Annotated in this window: 22 protein-coding genes; 10 read left to right on the forward strand and 12 right to left on the reverse strand. The window is 59.9% G+C overall.

Annotated elements, in window-relative coordinates:
- The first annotated feature begins 97 nt into the window (after positions 1-97).
- The 5 genes from lptG (at position 98) to rsmA (ending at position 6,493) form a co-directional block, all read left to right on the forward strand.
- Positions 98-1,198: an LPS export ABC transporter permease LptG gene (lptG, locus tag GS620_RS04245; RefSeq protein WP_171614502.1), complete on the forward strand. Its 1,101-nt coding sequence runs from the start codon at positions 98-100 to the stop codon at positions 1,196-1,198.
- Positions 1,198-3,360, forward strand: coding sequence for an LPS-assembly protein LptD (locus GS620_RS04250; protein ID WP_171115570.1), 2,163 nt, complete (start codon positions 1,198-1,200; stop codon positions 3,358-3,360). Before lptG ends, GS620_RS04250 begins: the two co-directional genes overlap by 1 nt.
- On the forward strand, positions 3,351-4,604 hold the full coding sequence (locus GS620_RS04255; RefSeq protein ID WP_171614224.1) for a peptidylprolyl isomerase: 1,254 nt from the start codon (positions 3,351-3,353) through the stop codon (positions 4,602-4,604). The genes GS620_RS04250 and GS620_RS04255 overlap by 10 nt, the downstream gene beginning before the upstream one ends.
- A complete protein-coding gene (gene pdxA / locus GS620_RS04260) occupies positions 4,601-5,566 on the forward strand; it encodes a 4-hydroxythreonine-4-phosphate dehydrogenase PdxA (protein WP_171614226.1) in 966 nt (321 codons plus the stop codon). The genes GS620_RS04255 and pdxA overlap by 4 nt, the downstream gene beginning before the upstream one ends.
- An 84-nt stretch (positions 5,567-5,650) precedes the next feature.
- Positions 5,651-6,493 (forward strand): 16S rRNA (adenine(1518)-N(6)/adenine(1519)-N(6))-dimethyltransferase RsmA, encoded by an 843-nt coding sequence (rsmA, locus tag GS620_RS04265; protein WP_171614228.1) that lies wholly within the window; start codon positions 5,651-5,653, stop codon positions 6,491-6,493.
- A 54-nt stretch (positions 6,494-6,547) separates the two neighbouring features.
- Here rsmA and GS620_RS04270 read toward each other — a convergent pair whose 3' ends face one another.
- The 3 genes from GS620_RS04270 to prfA form a co-directional block, all read right to left on the reverse strand.
- Positions 6,548-7,126 (reverse strand): DUF4167 domain-containing protein, encoded by a 579-nt coding sequence (locus GS620_RS04270; protein WP_171614229.1) that lies wholly within the window; start codon positions 7,124-7,126, stop codon positions 6,548-6,550.
- A gap of 241 nt (positions 7,127-7,367) precedes the next feature.
- Entirely contained in the window at positions 7,368-8,213 is an 846-nt protein-coding gene (gene prmC, locus GS620_RS04275) for a peptide chain release factor N(5)-glutamine methyltransferase (protein WP_171614231.1), read from the reverse strand.
- Positions 8,210-9,265, reverse strand: coding sequence for a peptide chain release factor 1 (gene prfA / locus GS620_RS04280; protein ID WP_171614503.1), 1,056 nt, complete (start codon positions 9,263-9,265; stop codon positions 8,210-8,212). The genes prmC and prfA overlap by 4 nt, the downstream gene beginning before the upstream one ends.
- 62 nt (positions 9,266-9,327) lie before the next feature.
- Here prfA and GS620_RS04285 point away from each other — a divergent pair, with 62 nt between their 5' ends.
- On the forward strand, positions 9,328-9,609 hold the full coding sequence (locus GS620_RS04285; protein WP_152458207.1) for a hypothetical protein: 282 nt from the start codon (positions 9,328-9,330) through the stop codon (positions 9,607-9,609).
- Between the two features lie 15 nt (positions 9,610-9,624).
- On the opposite strand, the gene GS620_RS04290 is transcribed toward GS620_RS04285, so the two are convergent.
- From GS620_RS04290 to GS620_RS04305, 4 genes are all read right to left on the reverse strand, one after another.
- Positions 9,625-10,026 carry a DUF1499 domain-containing protein gene (locus tag GS620_RS04290; RefSeq protein ID WP_171115555.1) on the reverse strand — a complete coding sequence of 134 codons (402 nt, stop codon included), beginning with the start codon at positions 10,024-10,026 and terminating at the stop codon, positions 9,625-9,627.
- A gap of 66 nt (positions 10,027-10,092) precedes the next feature.
- On the reverse strand, positions 10,093-11,040 hold the full coding sequence (gene speB, locus GS620_RS04295) for an agmatinase (protein ID WP_171115553.1): 948 nt from the start codon (positions 11,038-11,040) through the stop codon (positions 10,093-10,095).
- 87 nt (positions 11,041-11,127) lie between these two features.
- Positions 11,128-12,096, reverse strand: a complete 969-nt coding sequence (speB, locus tag GS620_RS04300; protein WP_171328141.1) for an agmatinase — start codon at positions 12,094-12,096, stop codon at positions 11,128-11,130.
- Positions 12,097-12,108: 12 nt separating this feature from the next.
- On the reverse strand, positions 12,109-13,272 hold the full coding sequence (locus GS620_RS04305) for a M20 aminoacylase family protein (protein WP_171614233.1): 1,164 nt from the start codon (positions 13,270-13,272) through the stop codon (positions 12,109-12,111).
- A 66-nt stretch (positions 13,273-13,338) separates the two neighbouring features.
- On the opposite strand from GS620_RS04305, the gene mazG reads away from it, so the two are divergent.
- Genes mazG through GS620_RS04320 form a run of 3 tightly spaced genes read left to right on the forward strand, consistent with a single transcriptional unit; the run spans position 13,339 to position 15,647 of the window.
- Positions 13,339-14,205: a nucleoside triphosphate pyrophosphohydrolase gene (gene mazG, locus GS620_RS04310; protein WP_171614504.1), complete on the forward strand. Its 867-nt coding sequence runs from the start codon at positions 13,339-13,341 to the stop codon at positions 14,203-14,205.
- A 54-nt stretch (positions 14,206-14,259) separates the two neighbouring features.
- A complete protein-coding gene (locus GS620_RS04315) occupies positions 14,260-15,201 on the forward strand; it encodes a nucleoside hydrolase (protein ID WP_171614235.1) in 942 nt (313 codons plus the stop codon).
- On the forward strand, positions 15,198-15,647 hold the full coding sequence (locus GS620_RS04320) for an N-acetyltransferase (RefSeq protein WP_152458213.1): 450 nt from the start codon (positions 15,198-15,200) through the stop codon (positions 15,645-15,647). Before GS620_RS04315 ends, GS620_RS04320 begins: the two co-directional genes overlap by 4 nt.
- Here GS620_RS04320 and GS620_RS04325 read toward each other — a convergent pair.
- The 5 genes from GS620_RS04325 to GS620_RS04345 form a co-directional block, all read right to left on the reverse strand.
- Entirely contained in the window at positions 15,644-15,808 is a 165-nt protein-coding gene (locus GS620_RS04325) for a hypothetical protein (protein ID WP_171115544.1), read from the reverse strand. The genes GS620_RS04320 and GS620_RS04325 overlap by 4 nt on opposite strands.
- Before the next feature lie 501 nt (positions 15,809-16,309).
- Complete coding sequence (gene eno / locus GS620_RS04330) at positions 16,310-17,584, reverse strand: phosphopyruvate hydratase (protein ID WP_171614237.1); 1,275 nt, start codon at positions 17,582-17,584, stop codon at positions 16,310-16,312.
- Positions 17,585-17,720: 136 nt separating this feature from the next.
- Positions 17,721-18,599, reverse strand: a complete 879-nt coding sequence (locus tag GS620_RS04335) for a DMT family transporter (protein ID WP_171614239.1) — start codon at positions 18,597-18,599, stop codon at positions 17,721-17,723.
- A gap of 133 nt (positions 18,600-18,732) precedes the next feature.
- Positions 18,733-19,146: a Fur family transcriptional regulator gene (locus GS620_RS04340; RefSeq protein WP_152458216.1), complete on the reverse strand. Its 414-nt coding sequence runs from the start codon at positions 19,144-19,146 to the stop codon at positions 18,733-18,735.
- A gap of 65 nt (positions 19,147-19,211) precedes the next feature.
- The gene (locus GS620_RS04345; protein ID WP_152458217.1) at positions 19,212-19,934 is read right to left on the reverse strand and encodes an endonuclease/exonuclease/phosphatase family protein; all 723 of its coding nucleotides are present in this window, start codon (positions 19,932-19,934) and stop codon (positions 19,212-19,214) included.
- Between the two features lie 166 nt (positions 19,935-20,100).
- Between GS620_RS04345 and GS620_RS04350 the strand changes: the two genes are divergently transcribed.
- Positions 20,101-21,060, forward strand: a complete 960-nt coding sequence (locus tag GS620_RS04350; RefSeq protein WP_171614241.1) for a DMT family transporter — start codon at positions 20,101-20,103, stop codon at positions 21,058-21,060.
- Position 21,061: the final 1 nt, after the last annotated feature.

Raw genomic sequence — 21,061 nt, forward strand, 5'->3', positions numbered from 1 at the left:
TGACACGAGAGGGCAGGCATACGCCGTCGCGCAGGAGGACATGCATGCGCGATTTCGGCCCGTTTTCCGGCGCAAAAGGCTTGGCGGGGGCACTCTTGTGATCCTCGACCGCTATTTCGCCCGCCGCTTTGTGCAGAGCTTTCTGGTCATCGGCGGTATTTTTCTGACCTTGATGATTCTCATCGATCTGATCGAACAGATCCGCCGATTTGACGACGTCGACCTGTCCTTCGGCCAATTGTTGCACCTGACGCTTCTGAACACACCGGCCGCCATTAGTGAAATGCTGCCCCTGCTGGTCATTCTGTCCACCATTGCCTTGTTCGTAGGGCTGGCACGGACCTCTGAACTCGTGGTGACCCGCGCCACGGGTCGCTCGGGTATCCGCGCACTGGTCGCGCCAGCGGCGCTGGCCCTGATCATCGGTGCGCTTGCGGTGGCATTGCTGAACCCCATCTCTGCGGCCACATCCCAGGAATTCCAACGCCTGTCCGATTCCTATCGCAACAACGGCAGTTCAGCGCTTTCGATCAGCAGCGAAGGCCTTTGGCTGCGTCAATCGGCGGAAAACGGACAGGCCGTCATCCATGCCCGGGGCACCTCGAACGGGGATACGCTGGGCCTGGACGACGTGACCATCATCACCTTTGCGCGCGATGGCAAACCCACCCAGCAGATCGTCGCCGACAGGGCCGTGCTGGAAGACCGAAACTGGGTCCTGTCGCGGGCCAAGATCTGGAATTTGCAGAATGGGCAGAACCCCGAAACCAGTTCGGTGGAGCATGAACGGCTGGAGTTGCCAACCTCGCTGACCCGGCAGCGGATTCTGGACACTCTGGGGCAACAGGATTCAGTGTCGGTTTTTGACCTGCCGCAACTGATCAAGGATCTGCGCGAAGCCGGGTTTTCGACCAAGCAATATGAAGTCTGGTTGCAGGTGCAGCTGGCCCGGCCGTTCTTTCTGGTCTCGATGGTGCTGATCGGGGCTGCTTTCACCATGCGCCACGTTCGGTTCGGCGGTACCGGAATAGCAGTTTTGACGGCCGTACTGCTTGGCTTTGCCATCTATTTCGTCCGCAATTTTGCGCAAATCCTCGGGGAAAACGGACAATTGCCCGTCTATATCGCGGCCTGGGCGCCGCCCTTCGCCGCCATCTTGTTGTCCCTTGGCCTGCTTCTACACGCGGAGGACGGCTGATGCGGAGCATGATTTCCCTGCTGCTGACCAGCGCAATCGCGTTGTCGGCACCGACCGTTCTGGCGGCGCAAACCACGTCGGCCGAGCCTGACCCGCAAGCTGCGCAGTCACAGGCCGAACCCGCCCTTTTGGTTGCCGACAAAGTCTTTATTACACCCGACAGAAAACTGGTGGCCGAAGGCAATGTCGAAGCCTTTCAGGGCGATACCAAGCTGTCAGCCCAACGTGTCACCTATGACCGGGAAACGGGTGAGCTGACGCTCGAGGGACCTATTCGCATTGATCAGGGGGGCCAGTCGACCCTTCTGGCCGATTCCGGACAGCTGGACAGCGGTATCCAAAACGGTCTGCTGATCGGTGCTCGGATGGTTTTCGATCAGCAGATCCAGATTGCCTCGGTTCAGGCGAAACGGGCAGCGGGCCGCTATACGCAATTCAGCAAGGTCTCGGCCACTTCCTGCCATGTCTGCACCAATGGTAAGCCACCCCTTTGGCAGATCCGCGCCCGCAAGGTCACACATGACCAGTTGGAGCGGCAATTGTACTTTGAAGGCGCGCAGCTTCGCGTGCTTGATTATCCGGTATTCTATTTCCCGTATCTGCGCTTGCCGGATCCGACATTGGAGCGCGCAACCGGCTTTCTTGTGCCGTCGATCCGCAGCACCTCACAACTGGGAACGGGGGTTCAGGTTCCCTATTTCTTCAAGCTGGGGGACCACAAGGATCTGACCTTGACGCCGTACTTGTCGGGCAAGACCACGACGCTGGGGTATCGATATCGCCAGGCGTTCGTGAACGGGCGCATTCAGCTTGAAGGGGCCTATACCCGTGATGATGTCCAGCCCGATCAGGATCGCGGTTATCTGTTCGCCAGCGGTTGGTTCAACCTGAAGAACGATTTCCGGCTGACATTCGCTCTGCAAACCACCTCGGACGACGCCTATCTGGCGGACTACGGGCTGCCGGGCCTGGATCGTTTGCGCAGCGAGATAGCGCTGGAACGGATCAAACGCGACACCGCGTTCAAAACAAGCCTGATCCATTACAAAACACTGCGTGACAGTGAAAATCAGGACGAAATCCCATCCCGCGTCTTCGACCTGAATTATGAAAAGCGATTCTTCCCCGGCGCACTTGGCGGCGAGGTTCGGCTGGCTTTCATCGGTCATGCACATGAACGCACCAGCGACGCCGATATCGTTGGCCGTGACCTAGCAAGGGCAACTGTTGATGCCGAATGGTTGCGAAGCTGGACATTTGCATCGGGCCTGCGCGCGGACGCGACGCTGGGCGCATCGGTGGATACGTTCAATATTCGCCATGACAGCAACTTTCCCAGCAATGTGACCCGCTCGACGCCGCGCGCGGCGTTGACGCTTCGCTATCCGATGACCCGTCGTGAAAAGACCGGCGCGGTTCAGCTTCTGGAACCGATCGCACAGTTGGGATGGACCCATGTCTCGGACACTGATGTGCCAGATGATGAAAGCACGTTTCAGGAATTCGATCAGGGTAACCTGCTGGCCCTGTCCCGATTCCCTGCGGAAGATCAGCGCGAAGACGGTGCCACCGGGGTCATCGGCCTGAACTGGGCCCGCTATGGTGCAGACGGACAGCAGGCGCTTGTAACGTTGGGTCAGGTGTTTCGGGCGGATGCCGACCCGAATTTCACCCTGACGTCCGGGTTGCAGGGCACCACGTCCGACTTGCTGGTGGCGGGGCAAATCACCACGGCCAACGGTTGGTCACTCGGCGGGCGCGGTCTGATAGACAGCGATTTCAGTTTCGTCAAAGCTGAATTGCGCGGCGCCTGGGCATCCGAGTTTGCCGGCCTGTCCGGAAGTTATATCTGGCAGGAAGAGGATCCGGCGGAAAACATTGCGGATGAAATCTCGGAAATCTGGCTTCTGGGCCGCTATCAAGTCGACCAGAACTGGCTTACGAATGCCGAGGCACGCTATGATCTGAACCAGTCAGAGCCAATCCGGTTGGGGCTTGGTGTAACCTACCAGAACGAATGTGTTCAGGTTAACATGTCCGTAAGCAGACGCTTTACTTCAACATCCACTATTGAGCCTTCGACAGAATTCGGCTTTACCCTATCGCTGACAGGATACGCCCTTGAAGGCGGTGGTAACACATACAAGAGAAAATGCAGTTGATATCAGGTTTCTCCAGGTTTCTTCGTTCCGGTTGGCACAAACCGGTCACGCCGGCACTGGCCGCCGTTTTCCTCGCTTTTTCAGCACCGCAGGTCAGCGCCCAGAGCCTGTTCTCGCCAGCGATCCGCGTGAATCAGGATATCGTCACCTGGTACGAACTGGAACAGCGCCTGCAATTCCTGAATGTTCTGGGCCTGCCCGGCGGCAATGAAGCTGACGTCAGAGAAGCCCTGATCGAAGAAAAGTTGCGCAAGCAGGCCATGCGTGAAGCAGGCGTGGAAGCTGCGCCGGAAGCCGTACAACTGGGTATCGACGAGTTCGCCTCGCGCGGGCAATTGTCCACCGAACAATTCCTGCAACTTTTGGGTGAGGCAGGCGTCGACCCGGAAACTGTCCGTGATTATGTTGCAGATCAGCTGGCCTGGCGCGACTATATCAGCTCGCGCTATCTGTCGCAGGCCCGTCCGACCGAAGACGAGATTGATCGCGCGCTGGGACAAACCGGTGGCGGCGGCCTTCAGGTTTTGCTGTCCGAGATCATCATCCCGGTGAACCCACAAACCGTTGCACAGACCGAATTGCTGGCGGAAGAAATCTCGCGACTTGAAACTATCGAAGCGTTTTCAGCCGCAGCGGCGCAATATTCCGGAGCGGCAACCCGCAACGAAGGCGGACGTCTGGACTGGCTGAATATCTCCAACCTTCCGCCTGCCTTGCAGCCGGTTATTCTTGGGCTTCAGAACGGTGAGATCACCGATCCCATCAGTTTGCCAAACGCCGTCGCCCTATTTCAGTTGCGCGGATTGCGCGAGGTGGCAACCGCCGCGCCGCGTATTTCCAAGCTAGATTATGCTGCCTATTACCTGCCGGGTGGTCGCAGCGCCGAGACCCTGGCACGGGCTGCCACCCTGCGGGAGGAGATCGACACCTGCGATGACTTGTATGGAATCGCCAAAGATCAACCCGTCGAAGTCCTGGACCGTATCGAAGCCAGCCCTTCAGAAGTACCACGCGATTTCGCCGTAGAGCTGGCCAAGCTGGATCGCTTCGAGGTGTCAACAAACCTGACCCGTAACAACGGGCAGACGCTGGTGTTCTTGATGTTGTGCAACCGAGTCCGCGACCTGGGCGAAGACACCTCGCGGGCGGATGTCGCGAATGCACTGGCGCAGCAGCGGCTACAGGCCTTTGCGTCCAGCCTGGTAGAGCAGCTGCGGGCTGACGCCACCATTGTTCAGGAATGACACGCCCGATTGCGCTCAGCTGCGGTGAACCGGCCGGGATCGGCCCTGAAATCGCGGCCAAAGCATGGGCCGAGCTGCGCCAAACCTGCCCGTTTTTCTTTATCGGCGACGCCAACCACCTGCCCGCTGGCACGCCCATTGCGAAAATCCAAACCCCTTCGGATGCTGTTGCAGTCAGTGATCAGGCCTTGCCCGTGCTGCAACTGAACTTCCCTGCTGCAAACATGCCCGGTCAGCCAGACCCGGCCAATGCCCCATCGGTGATCGATGCCATCGAAACCGGCGTCGATCTTGTGAAAGCCGGGGCAGCGGCCGCTCTTTGCACCGCGCCCATTCACAAGAAGGCCCTGATCGACGGGGCCGGGTTTACCTATCCCGGCCATACCGAGTTTCTGGCTGCGCTGTCGGGCACCCGCCGGGTTGTCATGATGCTTGCCAGCGACCAGTTGCGGGTTGTCCCGGCGACAATCCACATTCCCCTGGCGCAGGTTCCCGCCGCGCTGACACCCGACCTGCTTCGCGAGACGATCGAAATCACCACGCGCGGTCTGCGCGACCAGTTTGGCATACAACACCCCCGCATCGCCATAGCCGGCCTGAACCCCCATGCCGGCGAAGGTGGCAAAATGGGCAGCGAGGAGCTTGACTGGATCGCCCCAATGCTGGCCGATCTGAACCCGGAAGCTGCGACCCTGACGGGCCCGCACCCTGCGGATACGCTGTTCCACGCCGCTGCCCGCGCGCGCTATGACGCGGCGATCGCAATGTATCATGATCAGGCCCTGATCCCGATCAAGACACTGGATTTCGACCGGGGCGTTAACGTCACCCTTGGCCTGCCCTTCATCCGCACGTCGCCGGATCATGGCACTGCACTGGATATCGCCGGGAAAGGCATCGCCAATCCTACCAGCCTGATCGAAGCTCTGAAGCTTGCCCAACGCATGGCACAAGGCTCTTGATCCTTCATCTGGCTGAAAATATCCCCGCCGGAGGCATAAAATTTCTGGCGCTGCCCCTGCGGCCTGCGTCACGGTAATCGGATCATGAGTGCTATCGACAATCTCCCCCCTCTGCGCGAGGTCATCGCCACACATCAACTCTCGGCGCGCAAATCCTTGGGTCAGAACTTCCTGCTGGACCTCAACCTGACCGCCAAAATCGCCCGTCAGGCTGGCGATCTTGCAGACTGCGACGTACTGGAAATCGGCCCCGGTCCTGGTGGCCTCACCCGAGGGCTCCTGTCCGAAGGCGCACGCAAGGTCGTGGCGGTCGAAAAAGACACCCGCTGCATCGCCGCCCTGAACGACATCGCCGCCGCCTATCCCGGAAGGCTGGAGGTCATCAATGGTGACGCGCTCGAGATCAACCCGCTGGAACACCTGACCCCGCCAATCCGCATCGCGGCCAACCTTCCATACAACGTCGGCACCGAACTGCTTGTGCGCTGGCTGACACCCCCGGAATGGCCCCCCTTCTGGCAGAGCCTGACGCTGATGTTCCAACGCGAAGTGGCCGAACGCATCGTGGCCCAGCCGGGCAACAAGGCGTATGGCCGCCTCGCCATCCTTGCCCAATGGCGGGCCGAGGCGCGCATCGCCATGTCCCTTCCCCCCGGCGCCTTCACCCCTCCGCCCAAAGTCTCCAGCGCGGTGGTCCACCTGACCGCCCTGCCCGAACCGCGCTATCCTGCTAACGCAGCGACCCTGTCGCGAGTGGTGGCCTCTGCCTTCAATCAACGCCGCAAAATGCTGCGCGCCTCGCTCAAAGGCGTTGCCCCGGATATCGAGGATCGCTTGCGGGCCGCAGGTATCCAACCCACTGAACGGGCCGAGCAGGTTCCGCTTGAAGCGTTCTGTGCCCTGGCGCGCGAAATCCAGAAACCCTGATCACAAAAAAGCCCCGAGGCTTGACCTCGGGGCTTTGCAAATTCTGATGCCGGCTTATTCAGCCGCTTCCGGTGCGTCGCCATCCGTTTTGGGCGCATCTTCAGCCGCTGGCGCCGGTTTGGGTTTGCGTGCCCGCGGTTTGCGCACAGGCTTTTCCTTCTTCTCAGCTGCCGGGGCTTCGGCCCCTTTGCTTTCCGGTGTCTCGACCAGACCGCTTTCCGGAGCAGCGTCCGGTGCCGCGAAATCCATTACGTCCGGCTGCGGCGCTTCGGCGGGATCGGCCTGCCGGGCCGCTTCACGTTCCTGGCGCTCGGCGCGCTCACGGTCACGCTCGGCCTGACGTTCGCGGTTCTGGCGCTCCTGCTCTTCGCGGCGCGCTTCAATCTCGCGCTGCGCCTCACTCAGCATGCGCAGATAATGTTCCGCGTGCTGCTGGAAGTTTTCCGCCGCAACGCGGTCGTTTGACAGCTGAGCGTCACGCGCCAGCTGATTGTACTTATCAATGATTTGCTGCGGTGTGCCACGCACCTTGCCTTCAGGGCCCGAGCTGTCAAAAACCCGGTTCACGACGTTACCGCCGGAAGGACGATTGCGGTTGTTCTTGGCCCGCGAGCGGGATTTGGAAGATCTCATTTTACTTTACGTCAGCCTTATCAATGCGCTGTCGCTCAACCCGTGTTTTGCACTGCTCTGAGGCGTTTGCCGTGACGGGATGTCGACTTTTTTGGGCTTGGCGTCAGGGGTGCGCTGCAACAGCGTCAACCTCGCCGACTAATCCTGAGTAAACATGTCCTGACCGTGCAGACAAGAGGAATCTCGAATTTTCACACGCTTTTTTACTCGGGGCAGCATTTTTTGGCCTCAGACAACAGTTTCAACCCGGCATCTTCGCGCCGACAACCCGGTCACGCCCGTCCAGATCGGGGATCACGCGAATATCCGCCAAACCCGCCGCATCAAACAAGGCAGACACCAGATTTGCCTGTGTCGGGCCAATTTCCACAAGTATTCGCCCGCCTGGCAGCAGGTAATCCGGGGCCGAGGCCGCAATCTGCCGATACGCGCCCAGCCCGTCCCCTTCATCGGTCAGCGCCATGCGCGGCTCGTGCTCCCGCACTTCGGGCGAAAGATCCTCCATTTCGGTTACGGAAATATACGGTGGGTTGGAAACAATCAGGTCAAACCGGCCTTCAATGTCTTCAAACCAGTTTGACTGCGCAATCTCGGCTCGTCCTTGCACCTTGTGGAGCACGGCATTGGCGCTGGCCTGAAGACAGGCGGCTTCACTCAGGTCGACCCCAAGACCCGAAGCGCTGGTTCGTTCCGCAAGCAATGTGACCAGAATACAGCCCGACCCGACGCCGAGGTCCAAAACATGGTCGAAAGGTTCGCTCAGCGCGGCCTCGATCAGGGTTTCAGTCTCGGGGCGTGGATCCAGAACATCGGAGCTGACACGAAACCTGCGCCCATAGAACTCGCGTTCGCCCAGAAGATGAGACACCGGCACCCGAATGGCACGCAAAGAAACCAACTGGTCATAGCGTTCAGCGATCTCGGGCTGCAACTCTTCCGGGGCAATCAGCGTCACTCGGCTGGCTTCTATCCGTGCGGCATGGGCCAACAACAGGCGCGCATCGCGCGCCGGGTCATCCACGCCCGCGGCCCTCAAACGCGCGGTTGCGGCCACCATGGCCTGCGCTGCTGTTTGCGGCCCCATCATTGCGCCATCTCGGCCAGCAACCGGGCCTGATCATCCGCCGTCAGAGCGTCAATCACTTCGTCCAGATCCCCCTGCATCACCTGATCCAGTTTATAGAGCGTCAGGTTGATCCGGTGATCCGTCATCCGCCCCTGTGGGAAATTATAGGTGCGAATGCGTTCCGAACGATCCCCTGACCCCACCTGGCTGGCCCGGTCGGCGGAACGTTCTCTGTCGATCCGCTGCCGCTCGAGGTCATAAAGCCGCGTTTTCAGCACCTGCATGGCGATCTCGCGGTTGCGATGCTGGGACTTCTCGGAACTTGTGACCACCAAGCCCGTCGGAATATGGGTGATCCGCACCGCCGAGTCGGTGGTGTTCACGTGCTGCCCGCCCGCGCCGGAACTGCGCATCGTGTCGATACGGATGTCATTGGCGTCTATCTGGATGTCGACATCCTCGGCCTCGGGCAGTACCGCCACCGTCGCCGCCGAGGTGTGGATGCGCCCGCCGCTTTCGGTTTCGGGCACGCGCTGCACACGGTGCACACCGGATTCGTATTTCAGCCGGGCAAAGACGTTGTCGCCCTTGATATGGGCCACCACCTCTTTGATCCCGCCCAGATCAGAAGCCTGTTCTTCGATGATCTCGAACTGCCACCCGCGGGCCTCGGCATAGCGTTGATACATACGCAATAGATCGCCCGCGAACAAAGCGGCCTCGTCCCCGCCGGTACCGGGGCGAATTTCCAGCATCGCCGGCCGCGCATCCGCCGCATCCTTGGGCAACAGCGCCAGTTGCAGCGCGTGTTCCGCCTCGGGGATGCGCGATTGCAAGTCCGGAATTTCCTCTTCGGCCAACTCCTTCATATCCGGGTCGGCCAGCATCGCCTCGGCCTCAGTCAGATCTGCCACCAGCTGGCGCCAGGCCATGATCTGATCGACCACGGGTTTGAGGTCGGAATATTCCTTGGCCAACGCCGCAATATCGCCGCCCGATGCGCCATCCGCCATGGCAGCTTCGAGGTATTGGAATCGCTGGGTGATCTGTTCAAGACGTTCTTCGGGGATCATCCCGGCGGTGTCTATCATCCGGGGGCTTTGGTCAAGGGCCACGTCGTGCTAAGCTTGCTGTCATGAAACGGATTTTGCTTGCCCTTTTGCTGACGTCCACGCCGGTTTTCGCCGATTACATCGGCCCCGACGGCAAGACCCGCGATTGCTATTGCACCGACACGTCCGGGTCCCGCATCGAACTGGGTGAGATGATCTGCCTACAAGTCGACGGCCGCATGTTCACGGCACAATGCCAGATGTCCCTGAACGTGCCCATGTGGCGCGAGGTGCAGGAAGGGTGTTTATCGTCCGGGTTGCAAAGCGATCCAGTTGATCACTTTGAACAGGATGAGGCGTCCTGAGCGCCGGTAGAGCAGTTACATCTGCTTCAACCACCCATCAACCCGTGCCTTGTTCACCCCGAAATCCCTGCGCCCGAACCGCAAACGGCCATGGATGCGCAGCGTGTCGCCGTCCTGCTGAACAGTGGTATAGTCGGGAAAACCGATCCATTTCGTGCGGGTGACATAGGTGATCATGCCCTCATCGACCGAACCTGCCAAAACCGAGGTGCGCGGCGTGGCGCGGGCGATCCGATCGAGCTTTTGCAAACCTTCCGGGCCGGTTGCAACAACGCGCAGAACGCCACCCGGCAAGTCCTGATCAACCTCTGCAATCGGTGCAATATGCCATTGGGCCGGCGCAGATGGGGCCAGCCGGATGTAAGCGCCCAGCCCAAGCACCAGCGCGATCACCGCCCAAAGAACCATTCTTTTCATCCCGCTTTACCCTCTTGCAGAAACCCTATGCGGATCACGCGCCGGGGCAAGCCGTTCCGGGCCGGTTTACCGTGACGTCACACCCGGCAGGATGCACAGCATCTCGTAGATTAGGTTGGCTGCCGTCAGGGCCGTGTTGCCGGACGGGTCATACGGAGGTGAAACCTCGACCAGATCACACCCCACTACATTCACACCCTGCAACGCGTGGATCAGTTGCAGCGCCTGCGGCGTAGTCAGCCCGGCAATCTCTGGCGTACCCGTGCCCGGTGCAAAGGCCGGGTCCAGGCTGTCGATGTCATAGGTGACATAGACCGGATGATCCCCGATGATCTTGCGGATCTGAGAACCGATCTGCGTCAGATTCTGCTGCCACAACTCCCAGGCCGGGAACTGGCGGAAGCCCCAATCCTTGGCTTCGATGAAATCCGAAGCCGCGTAGCCCGATCCGCGAATGCCGATCTGAAAGGTCTTGTCGGGGACAATCAGCCCCTCTTCATAGGCGCGGCGGAAGACGGTTCCGTGGGTCTCCTTCTCGCCGAACATCTCGTCATTCACATCCGCATGGGCATCCACATGCACCAGAGCCACCGGCCCATGCTTTGCCGCAATGGCCCGCAGGATCGGCAGGGTGATCGAATGATCGCCCCCCATCGCCACCGGGGTCACGTTCTTTGCCAGGATTGCATCATAGCTTTCCTTGATGATCCTCAGGCTGTCCGCAAGCGAAAAGGTGTTGATCGCCAGATCCCCGATGTCGGAGATTTGCAAGCTGTCGAACGGAGCCGCCGAGGTGGCCATGTTGTAGGGCCTTATCATCGCGCTTTCGCTGCGGATCTGTTTGGGTCCGAACCGGGTGCCCGATCGCCACGAGGTGCCGATATCCATCGGAATCCCCAGAACCGCCACATCCAGCCCCGCCAACGAGGCAGCCTGGGGCAGGCGCATAAACGTATTCGGCCCCGAGAACCGCGCCAGATCATTGCCGCTGACCGGTTGATTGAATTCAGTCATGCGCGTTGTATCCCCATCCCTTCAACTTTCTTTACCCAGCACATACCGGAAGTATGGCTAACCAATGGTTAATACGCATCCAAACGGTTATGTTCTTGCCAGCTTGTTCCACCCCAACAGGCAGACGATCTGCGTCGCCACATGCGCCCCCGCAATCGCCGTGGCGCCGGATGTATCGAACGGCGGAGACACCTCGACCACGTCGCCGCCCTTGATGTTGATCCCGGCGATGTCGCGCAGGATGATCTGCGCCTGAATGGAACTCAAACCACCCCAGACCGGTGTCCCCGTACCCGGTGCAAAGGCCGGGTCCAGACCGTCGATGTCAAAGCTCAGATAGACCGGGCTGTCGCCCAGAATGCCCTTGATCTTCTGCGCCACAGCAGCGGGGCCGGATTCGTAGACCTCGCGCGCGTCGATGATGTTGACGCCCAGCGTGTCCTCGTTGGTGGTGCGGATCCCCACCTGGACCGAGCGTTTCGGATCCACGATCCCCGACTTCACCGCCTTGTAGAACATGGTGCCGTGGTCCACCCGGCTCATGTCGTCGTCGGCCCAGGTGTCGGTATGGGCATCGAACTGCAACAGCGACATCGGCCCGTATTTCTCGGCATAGGCCTTGAGGATCGGAAAGCTGATATAGTGATCGCCCCCCAGCGTAACTGAGGCCACATCCGCCGCCAGAATGGTGCGGATATGGTCGGTCAGCGTGTCTGGAAAGGCGGGGATATTGGCATAGTCATAGGCCATGTCGCCGTAGTCGATGATCGCCAGCTCGCTCAGCGCATCGAAGGGCCAGCCATAAGGCGCATCGGGAGATTGCAGCGCACTGGCCTCGCGGATCGCACGCGGGCCAAGACGGGTGCCCGGGCGGTTGGTCACCGCCTGATCAAACGGCACGCCGGTCACGGCGATGTCGGCACCGGTCAGGTCCTTGGTATACAGCCGCCGCAGAAACGAGGTCGCCCCGCCAAAGGTATTTTCATAGGACAGTCCTTTGAGGTCCGGATTGGTGAATGCCTCATCCACCTGGTTTTTCGCGTCTTCCAGTGCCATTTCGCTCCCCCATCAGCCCAACGGCTGCGCCTTTTCCACGATCCGAGCGAAGAACGATGCCCCCACCGGCGCGATATCGTCATTGAAGTTGTATTTCGGATGATGCAGCCCGGCACCCTCACCCTGACCCAGGAACAGATAGGCCCCCGGCCGCGACTGCAACATGTATGAAAAATCCTCGGCCCCCATGTCGCGGCCCATAGTGTCGACCACCCGCTCAGGCCCCGACACTTCGCGCGCGACGGCCGCGGCAAAGGCAGCCTTTTCAGCATCGTTGATCGTCGCCGGATATCCCACCTGATATTCCAGCCGTGCCTCGACACCGTAAGACGCGGCCTGCCCCTGAACGATCTGCTCCATCCGCTCCATCACCATTTTCTGCACCGAAGGATCGAATGTGCGAACCGTGCCGTTCAGATAGGCGGTGTCCGGGATCACGTTGTTCACCGTTCCGGCATGGATCTGAGTGACCGAAACAACCAGGTCTTCCACCGCATAGTGGTTGCGGCTGACGATGGTCTGAATCGCCTGCGCAATGCCGCAGGCCGCCATGACCGGGTCGCGGGTCTGATGCGGCATGGCGCCATGGCCGCCGACGCCTTGGATATGAATCTCGAAGGTATCGACCGCCGCCATGATCGGCCCCGGCGTTGTATGGAACGTACCTTCCGGGTTTCCCGGATCGTTGTGGATGCCATAGACCTCAGAGATCCCGAACCGCTCCATGATGCCTTCCTCGACCATCACGCCCGCGCCGCCGCCTTCTTCCTCGGCCGGTTGAAAGATCAGGGCCACGCGGCCGCTGAAATTTCGCGTCTCGGCCAGATACCGCGCCGCGCCCAGCAGCATTGTGGTGTGCCCGTCATGCCCGCAGGCATGCATCTTTCCGGGATTCTTCGATGCATATTCGACGCCTGTTTCTTCGGTAATCGGCAATGCATCCATATCGGCACGCAGGCCAATGGTCGGGCCGTCGCCCTGCCCGTTGATGATCGCGACCATCCCGGTCTTTGCGATCCCTTCATGCAATTCATCGACCCCGAACTCACGCAGACGCTCGGCCACAAACGCGCCAGTCTCAAAGCACTCGAACTCCAACTCGGGTATCGTATGCAGATATTGGCGCCATCTGGTCATATCGGCAGAGAAATCGGCAATTCGGTTGACGACGGGCATCTGGGGTGGACTCCTGATCGGGACTGCGGGATGGATGCATCTGACACCGGAATGAAAGGGTTCGCAATGGCCGATAATCCTCTGATCCATGACAGTAACGCAGGGATCGAACGCCTGCTGGAAATCATGCGCCGCCTGCGTGATCCGCAAACCGGCTGCCCGTGGGATATCGAACAGGATTTCGCCACCATCGCGCCCTATACGATCGAAGAGGCCTATGAGGTCGCCGACGCCATCGAGCGTGAGGCCTGGGACGAGCTGAAAGGCGAGCTGGGCGATCTGCTGTTCCAATCCGTCTTCCACGCTCAAATGGCGGAAGAGGCGGGATATTTCACCTTTCAGGACGTGGTGCGCACCATGTCAGACAAGATGGTCAACCGCCACCCGCATGTTTTTGGCGACGAATCCCGCGACAAGTCCGCCGATCAGCAGACCCGGGATTGGGAAACGATCAAGGCGGCCGAACGTGCGGGCAAGGAACAGAAAGGCGCGCTGGACGGGGTGGCCGCCAACCTGCCTGCCCTGCTGCGGGCCCATAAGTTGCAAAAACGGGCCGCACGCGTGGGGTTCGACTGGCCCGATGCAAGCCACGTGCTGGCCAAGATCACCGAAGAAGCCGCCGAGTTGGAAGAGGCGCGTGACAAGATGGACGCGGATGCGCTTGAGGATGAATTCGGTGATCTGCTGTTCGTGATGGTCAATCTGGGCCGCCACCTGGGTATCGAACCCGAAGCCGCCCTGCGCCGCACCAATGCCAAGTTCACCCGTCGCTTTGAACAGATCGAAGCCCGGCTGGCCGAACGGGGAAAGACCCCCTCGCAAAGCGACCTGACCGAGATGGATGCGCTCTGGGACGAGGTCAAAACCGAAGAGCATCGCGCCAACGGCAAACTCCCGCCGGTTGATGTTTTGGCCGCACCCAGAAACGGGTAGACAAGGCACCCGACACTTGCGAGTGTCCCACCTTCACGACCACCGGAGACACCCATGCCCCCTCGCAAGATCATCATCGACACCGATCCCGGACAGGACGACGCCGTCGCCATCCTGCTGGCGCTGGCCAGCCCGGAGGACATCGAGGTACTTGGCATCACGGCGGTCGCAGGCAACGTGCCCCTGGAATTGACCGCCAAGAACGCTCGGATCGTGTGCGAACTGGCGGGCCGGACCGACATACCTGTTTATGCGGGCTGCGACAGACCGTTGAACCGCCCGCTGGTCACGGCCGAGCATGTGCATGGCAAGACAGGTCTGGATGGCCCGGACCTGCCCGATCCGCAGATGCCGCTGGCCGAGGGGCACGCGGTGGATTTCGTCATCGACACCCTGCGCGCTGAAGAACCGGACACGGTAACCCTTTGCCCGCTGGGGCCACTGACAAATATCGCGACTGCGTTCAGCAAGGCTCCGGACATAGTGGACCGGGTACAGGAAATCGTTCTGATGGGCGGAGCGTATTTCGAGGTCGGCAACATCACCCCGACAGCTGAATTCAACATTCACGTCGATCCAGAAGCCGCTGATATCGTTTTCAAATCCGGCAGACCTATCGTGGTCATGCCGCTGGATGTCACGCATAAGGCGCTGGTCACCCAACCCCGCAATGATGCGTTCCGTGCGCTGGGAAACAAAGTCGGAATCGCTGTCGCCGAGATGACCGATTTCTTTGAGAGGTTCGACAAGGAAAAATACGGCAGCGCGGGCGCGCCTTTGCACGACCCTTGCGTGACCGCCTATCTGATCCGGCCCGAGCTGTTTTCAGGCCGTCATGTGAATGTCGAGATTGAAACCCAGTCCGAGCTGACAATGGGCATGACCGTCGCCGATTGGTGGGGCGTGACCGACCGCTCGCCCAATGCGCTGTTCATGGGGGAAATCGACGCCGACGGCTTCTTCAATCTTTTGACGGAAAGGTTGGCAAGATTATGAGCGCCGCCCTGCGCCTGGCGCGCCCCGAAGACCTGGATCGTCTGATGGCACTGGTCACCGCCTTCCATACCGAGGCCGGATTGACGCAAGACCCGGACCAGACCCGAAATGCTCTGACACCCCTGCTCGAGGGTATTCCCCATGGCTGTGTCTATCTGATCGGCCCCGGACGCGCGCCGTTGGGCTACATCATCCTGACCTTCGGCTGGTCCGTCGAATTCGGCGGCATGGACGGTTTCGTGGACGAAATCTATATCCGGCCCGCTGTTCGCGGCCGCGGCATCGCGACCGAAGTTTTGCTGGCACTGCCCAAAGCTTTGTCCGAAGCGGGGCTGACTGCCCTTCATCTGGAAGTCGACCGACACAACGAAGCCGCTCAGAAAATCTATCTGCGCACCGGGTTCAAACCACGCGACAGATATATGCTGATGAGCAAGTTGCTTTAACGAGACTCGCCGCGGAAGATATTGGCCGGGTTCATGTCCTGTACCGGGTCATTCGCCGAGACCGGATCTCCGGTAATTGGGTAGGTTCCCGGACCCGCGCAGGCGGAAAGAACTGTGACGGAAGCTGCTGCGATTACCAGAAGGAATTTGGATACAGACATCGTGGTCTCCTTTCTGCAATGCATCCAGATTAGATCACGTGCCTGTGATTTACTTAGTAACAAGTTCACACATAATGTGATTTTTGCATTCTTTTTTGACACAAAAGGGCCATTGCAATACGCCTGCGAAACAAAAACCATTGAAATGATTGCGTAATCCGGATCACACCTCTTTCGCGAAAAGATCCAAGATTTCTTGAAAACTTTCAACTTCAACTGCAAGCAGGCCCGGCAATCTTAAACCCAAAGAAGGATCGAACCAGAGAGGTTCAATCAAGGGTGGATATCAGCTGAAGTCGTGTTTCCCGCCGCAACTTTCACCGGGATCGCCCGGAAGATGCTGGTTCAAGGCCCATGAAACGCTTGAATCCAAGAGGTCCGAAGGGTCAACAGCACCAATTGATCCGTCTCGCGGATTGCGGCACGGGCAGCGGGACGACCGTTTGATGGATCAGAGACCTGCACTTTCAAAAATGGGGGCCGTTGGCCCCCATTCCATGCTTATTTCAGGATCGACGCGCCGGCGTATTCGGCCACTTCCCCCAGCGACTCCTCGATCCGGATCAGCTGGTTGTATTTCGCCAACCGGTCCGATCGTGCAAGCGAGCCGGTTTTGATCTGACCACAATTGGTGGCAACCGCCAGATCGGCAATGGTCGCGTCCTCGGTCTCGCCCGAACGGTGCGACATCACGTTGGTGTAGCGCGCGCGGTGCGCCATATCGACGGCACGCAGGGTTTCCGTCAGCGAGCCGATCTGGTTCACCTTGACCAGCATCGAGTTCGCACAGCCACGTTCGATCCCTTCGGCCAGACGTTCCGGGTTGGTCACGAACAGATCATCACCAACCAGTTGCACCTTGTCGCCGATGGCATCGGTCAGGGCCTTCCAGCCATCCCAGTCATCTTCGGACATGCCGTCTTCGATCGAGATGATCGGATAGTCATTGACCAGCGCAGCCAGATAAGCCGCGTTTTCCTCGGATGTCAGGGTCGTGCCCTCACCCGACAGAACATATTTGCCGTCTTTGTAATACTCGGTCGCCGCGCAATCGAGCGCCAGGTGGATTCCCTCACCCGGCTTGTAGCCCGCCTTTTCGATGGATTTCAGAATGAAATCCAATGCTTCACGGGTCGAGGCGATGTTGGGGGCAAAACCGCCCTCGTCGCCCACACCGGTCGCCAGACCTGCGCCTGACAGTTCCTTTTTCAGCGTATGGAACACCTCGGACCCCATGCGCACCGCTTCGCGAATGTTCGCGGCGGCGGTCGGCATGATCATGAATTCCTGAATGTCGATCGGGTTGTCGGCATGTTCGCCACCGTTGATGATGTTCATCATCGGCACCGGCAGAACCCGCGCCGAGGTGCCACCCACATAGCGATACAGAGGCTGGGTGGTGAAATCCGCCGCCGCCTTCGCCGTGGCAAGCGAGACACCCAGAATAGCGTTTGCACCCAGACGGCCCTTGTTCTCGGTGCCGTCCAGCTCGATCATGGCCTGGTCAATGGCCACCTGCTCGGTCGCGTCAAAGCCCACCAGTTCTTCGGCAATCTCGCCGTTCACGGCGGCGACGGCTTCCAGAACGCCTTTGCCCATATAGCGCGCCTTGTCGCCATCGCGTTTTTCAACCGCCTCATAGGCACCGGTGGACGCGCCCGAGGGCACGGCAGCGCGGCCCATGGTGCCGTCTTCCAGAATCACGTCAACTTCGACTGTCGGATTGCCCCGGCTGTCCAGAATTTCGCGTGCGTGGATGTCGATGATGGTGCTCATGAAGCCTGTCCCTGTGACTGCGGTCGGTTGCACGCGTCATAACAGCAACCGGCCAAAAGTAAACCGGTTCCGTTAACGCTAACACGCATATTCCCGGACATTTAGGGCTAACAATTCGCTGTTTGCGCCAACAGGGTCAGGCAGGTGCCAATTCGCGCGCCAGACGCCGTTCGCGGACAAAGGTATAAAGACCCGAACCGATGATCAGGGTCGCCCCCGCCATTGTCAGCGCATCAGGGCGTTCACCGAACATCAGCATTCCAGCAAGGATAGAGAACACAAGGCGCGTGTACCGGAACGGCATCAGGGCCGAGGCTTCGCCCACCCTCATCGCAGTGACAATGCCGTAATAGCCCAGCACGCCAAATCCGATCGCCCCAGCATAAGGGCCCGTTTGACCGGCTTGAACCGGCACGAAGGATGCCCCGGACATGACCATCAGAAGCAGGCCGGCCACAGCCACCGCAATATAGGCCTGCATCGCAACAACGGATGAAGCCACGCGTGGGTCCAGCTTGCGGGTAATCAGATCGCGCGCCGCAATTGCGACCACGGACAACACCACAAACAGGGATTCCGGCCGAAAGCCCTCCATCCCCGGGCGGATGATCATCAAAACACCGACAAAGCCGACACCGATCGCGCTCCAGCGGCGCCACCCGACCTGCTCTCCAAGAAACAGGGCCGCCCCCATGGTGACGACCAGCGGCATGGCCTGAAACACGGCCGCAACGGTGGACAGGTCGATCAGCGACAACGCCGTCACGAACGCCACTGCGCCAAAGCCTTCGGTCGCGGCGCGGATCAATGGCAGGGTTTTCCATGCCACGGGGTCAAGGATCCGCTTGCGGGTGACCACTGACATCGTGGCGAACACGAGCCCGCAAAACACGCCCAGAAACACCATGATCTGCCCTGTCGGCACAGAGCCGGACAGGAGCTTGATGAACATGTCCTCAAGTGCAAAGGCCGCCATCGACCCGATGAGCAGCAGGATGCCGTTTACGTTGTTCATTTGCGCGTCCGTTGGAAAGGGCACATCTGGTGCCTGTAGATGCACAACAACCTCAACCAACGGCATCTGGCAAGACAATTCCCGTCACGCCTGATGAATTAAAGTGAGGGCATCAATCGCGTTTCGTGATGGGTCAGTCCTTTTCCAGCGGGACGCCATACAGCTCCAACCGGTGCCCCTTCAGCTTGTACCCAAGCTTCGCGGCGATTCTTTCCTGCAGGGCTTCGATCTCGGGGTCGACGAATTCAATTACCTCTCCTGACTGCATGTCGATCAGGTGGTCGTGATGATCGCGCTCGGCGTCCTCGTACCGGGCCCGTCCGTCGCCGAACTCAAGGCGTTCCAGAATACCAGCCTCTTCGAACAGTTTGACCGTGCGATAGACCGTTGCAATGGAAATGCCTTTGTCCACGGCAGACGCCCGCGCATAGAGTTCCTCGACATCCGGGTGGTCGTCGCTCTGTTCCAGCACCTGCGCGATGACCCTTCTTTGACCGGTCATGCGCAGCCCCTTGGCTTCACAACGCCCAATAATCGTTTCCGACATGATGCCCCTCAGACTTGCTCGGGTGTCTGTCTTAATATGTCTGCGCAGGTTTCGCTACAGGGATTTCACCTTTTGCGACCTTCTGATCTGGCACGCGTCAGATCGGCCCAGACCGGCAGGTGATCAGATGCGATATGCGCGGGACGTGTGTCGTGAACACCGTGCGCCACGGCCTGTATTCCGCTGCCCAGCGCGATCCGATCCAGCGCGCCCAGGGGCTGCGCGGCGGGAAAACTTGGTCTGGGGGGCAGAAACCGCATTTCGGGGACCAGATGATCCAGAACTGGCTGACGTGACCACTCGTTGAAGTCACCGGCCCAAACAGTCGGCATCTGGTCCATGTCCCAATCGTTCCGCCGAATGTGTAAAATCTGCTGTCGCCGCGACGCTGGCAGCAGTCCCAGATGCATACCCATCACGCGCAAGGGCCCGATATGGGTGTCGAACTCGACCCGAACCGCCCCGCGCGGCTCCAGCCCCGGCAACTCGTGATGCCCTTTTCGGCGGACCGAGATCCCCTCTCCGCGCCAGATCACCGCGTTGCCGTGCCAGCCCAGACTTCCCGCGCCGCCCAGATCGACGATCTGCCATCCCGCCTCGTCCAACATGAAATGCGGCAGCGCGGCCGGACGGGGCGGCAGGCGTTTGTCGGCCTCCTGCAACACCACGATATCCGCTTTCATGTTTTCGATGACTTGCAGAATACGCTGGGGCTGACGCCGGAAATCCAACCCGACGCATTTCTGGATGTTGTAGCTTGCGATACGCAGCGTGGACGAAGTTGGCATGAGGGCGTGACCAAATGAATTGACCCTAAAGTGCCATGCCTGACGTGAGGCGCAACCCCTGTGCTCGGTTTCCTGCTGCGACAATTCCGATACGACACCCGCCCCCGGCAATCTGCCTGCTATTTCGGCGATTGAAACGTGACTGATATCAAAGCGAAGGTTCCGCTTGATCCCCGGCCCTGCAACGCTCTATCCCGATGCGGTGACGACAACGCATCGCAGCCAAAGCGGGGCCCGCATGAGCCTGAGCCAGACCCAACCCGACAACAGCACCCGGGCCAGTATGGTTTTGGTGACAGGCGGCGCGCTGTGGGGCCTTTATTGGATTCCGGTGCGGTTTTTCTACGATCAGGGCCTGACCGGCCCCTGGTCAGGGATCGCAATGTACTGCGCGGCCCTGATTGCGCTGATCCCCTTTGTCTGGTCCGACAGGCGCATGCTGGCCCGGCAATGGCGCGATCTGATGCTCAGCGGAATGTTCACAGGGGCTGCATTCAGCCTGTATTCGATCAGCCTTGTCTACACCGACGTCGTCCGCTCGATCCTGTTGTTCTATCTCACTCCGATCTGGGGCACGATTCTGGGCGTCGTATTTCTGAAAGAACGCCTGAGCCTGATGCGCCTTGCGGGCCTGATCTGCGGGCTTGGCGGGCTGTTTGTCGTGCTCGGAGGCGCCGGATTCGTGCCATGGCCGCAGAACTTGGGCGACTGGCTGGCGCTGGCATCGGGCATATGCTGGGCATTGGGCACACTGGGCCTGTACAAGGCTGGTAGCATGACCATCTCGGGTCAGGTCTTTGCCTTTGTGATTGGCGCGTTGTTGCTGTCGCTTGTCAGCCTGCTGATGCTTGGGGGCCAAACCCTGCCGAACATCACAAGCGAAGAGCCGATCCGCATAGCGGGATACGCGCTGCTGTCGGCCTTTTATGTCCTGCCCATGATCTACATGACCATCTGGCCAGCAACCAAGCTGTCCCCCGCAAAGGTCGGTCTGCTGCTGATGAGCGAGGTTGTCGTTGGCATCGCGTCGGCCGCAGCCCTGTCAGGAGAACCATTTGGCCTGCGAGAATTTCTGGGCGCCACCCTGATCGTCAGCGCTGCGGTGTTGGAAATCCTGAGGAAATAGA

It is taken from the genome of Ruegeria sp. HKCCD6428 (assembly GCF_013110595.1).
Classification (GTDB): domain Bacteria; phylum Pseudomonadota; class Alphaproteobacteria; order Rhodobacterales; family Rhodobacteraceae; genus Ruegeria.

Excerpts from the sequence above, each read along its gene's own strand:
- GS620_RS04250 (WP_171115570.1), top strand. The coding sequence starts at position 1,198 with ATGCGGAGCATGATTTCCCTGCTGCTGACCAGCGCAATCGCGTTGTCG.
- GS620_RS04255 (WP_171614224.1), top strand. The coding sequence starts at position 3,351 with ATGCAGTTGATATCAGGTTTCTCCAGGTTTCTTCGTTCCGGTTGGCAC.
- pdxA (WP_171614226.1), top strand. The coding sequence starts at position 4,601 with ATGACACGCCCGATTGCGCTCAGCTGCGGTGAACCGGCCGGGATCGGC.
- rsmA (WP_171614228.1), top strand. The coding sequence starts at position 5,651 with ATGAGTGCTATCGACAATCTCCCCCCTCTGCGCGAGGTCATCGCCACA.
- GS620_RS04270 (WP_171614229.1), bottom strand. The coding sequence starts at position 7,126 with ATGAGATCTTCCAAATCCCGCTCGCGGGCCAAGAACAACCGCAATCGT.
- prmC (WP_171614231.1), bottom strand. The coding sequence starts at position 8,213 with ATGATGGGGCCGCAAACAGCAGCGCAGGCCATGGTGGCCGCAACCGCG.
- prfA (WP_171614503.1), bottom strand. The coding sequence starts at position 9,265 with ATGATCCCCGAAGAACGTCTTGAACAGATCACCCAGCGATTCCAATAC.
- GS620_RS04285 (WP_152458207.1), top strand. The coding sequence starts at position 9,328 with ATGAAACGGATTTTGCTTGCCCTTTTGCTGACGTCCACGCCGGTTTTC.
- GS620_RS04290 (WP_171115555.1), bottom strand. The coding sequence starts at position 10,026 with ATGAAAAGAATGGTTCTTTGGGCGGTGATCGCGCTGGTGCTTGGGCTG.
- speB (WP_171115553.1), bottom strand. The coding sequence starts at position 11,040 with ATGACTGAATTCAATCAACCGGTCAGCGGCAATGATCTGGCGCGGTTC.
- speB (WP_171328141.1), bottom strand. The coding sequence starts at position 12,096 with ATGGCACTGGAAGACGCGAAAAACCAGGTGGATGAGGCATTCACCAAT.
- GS620_RS04305 (WP_171614233.1), bottom strand. The coding sequence starts at position 13,272 with ATGCCCGTCGTCAACCGAATTGCCGATTTCTCTGCCGATATGACCAGA.
- mazG (WP_171614504.1), top strand. The coding sequence starts at position 13,339 with ATGGCCGATAATCCTCTGATCCATGACAGTAACGCAGGGATCGAACGC.
- GS620_RS04315 (WP_171614235.1), top strand. The coding sequence starts at position 14,260 with ATGCCCCCTCGCAAGATCATCATCGACACCGATCCCGGACAGGACGAC.
- GS620_RS04320 (WP_152458213.1), top strand. The coding sequence starts at position 15,198 with ATGAGCGCCGCCCTGCGCCTGGCGCGCCCCGAAGACCTGGATCGTCTG.
- GS620_RS04325 (WP_171115544.1), bottom strand. The coding sequence starts at position 15,808 with ATGTCTGTATCCAAATTCCTTCTGGTAATCGCAGCAGCTTCCGTCACA.
- eno (WP_171614237.1), bottom strand. The coding sequence starts at position 17,584 with ATGAGCACCATCATCGACATCCACGCACGCGAAATTCTGGACAGCCGG.
- GS620_RS04335 (WP_171614239.1), bottom strand. The coding sequence starts at position 18,599 with ATGAACAACGTAAACGGCATCCTGCTGCTCATCGGGTCGATGGCGGCC.
- GS620_RS04340 (WP_152458216.1), bottom strand. The coding sequence starts at position 19,146 with ATGTCGGAAACGATTATTGGGCGTTGTGAAGCCAAGGGGCTGCGCATG.
- GS620_RS04345 (WP_152458217.1), bottom strand. The coding sequence starts at position 19,934 with ATGCCAACTTCGTCCACGCTGCGTATCGCAAGCTACAACATCCAGAAA.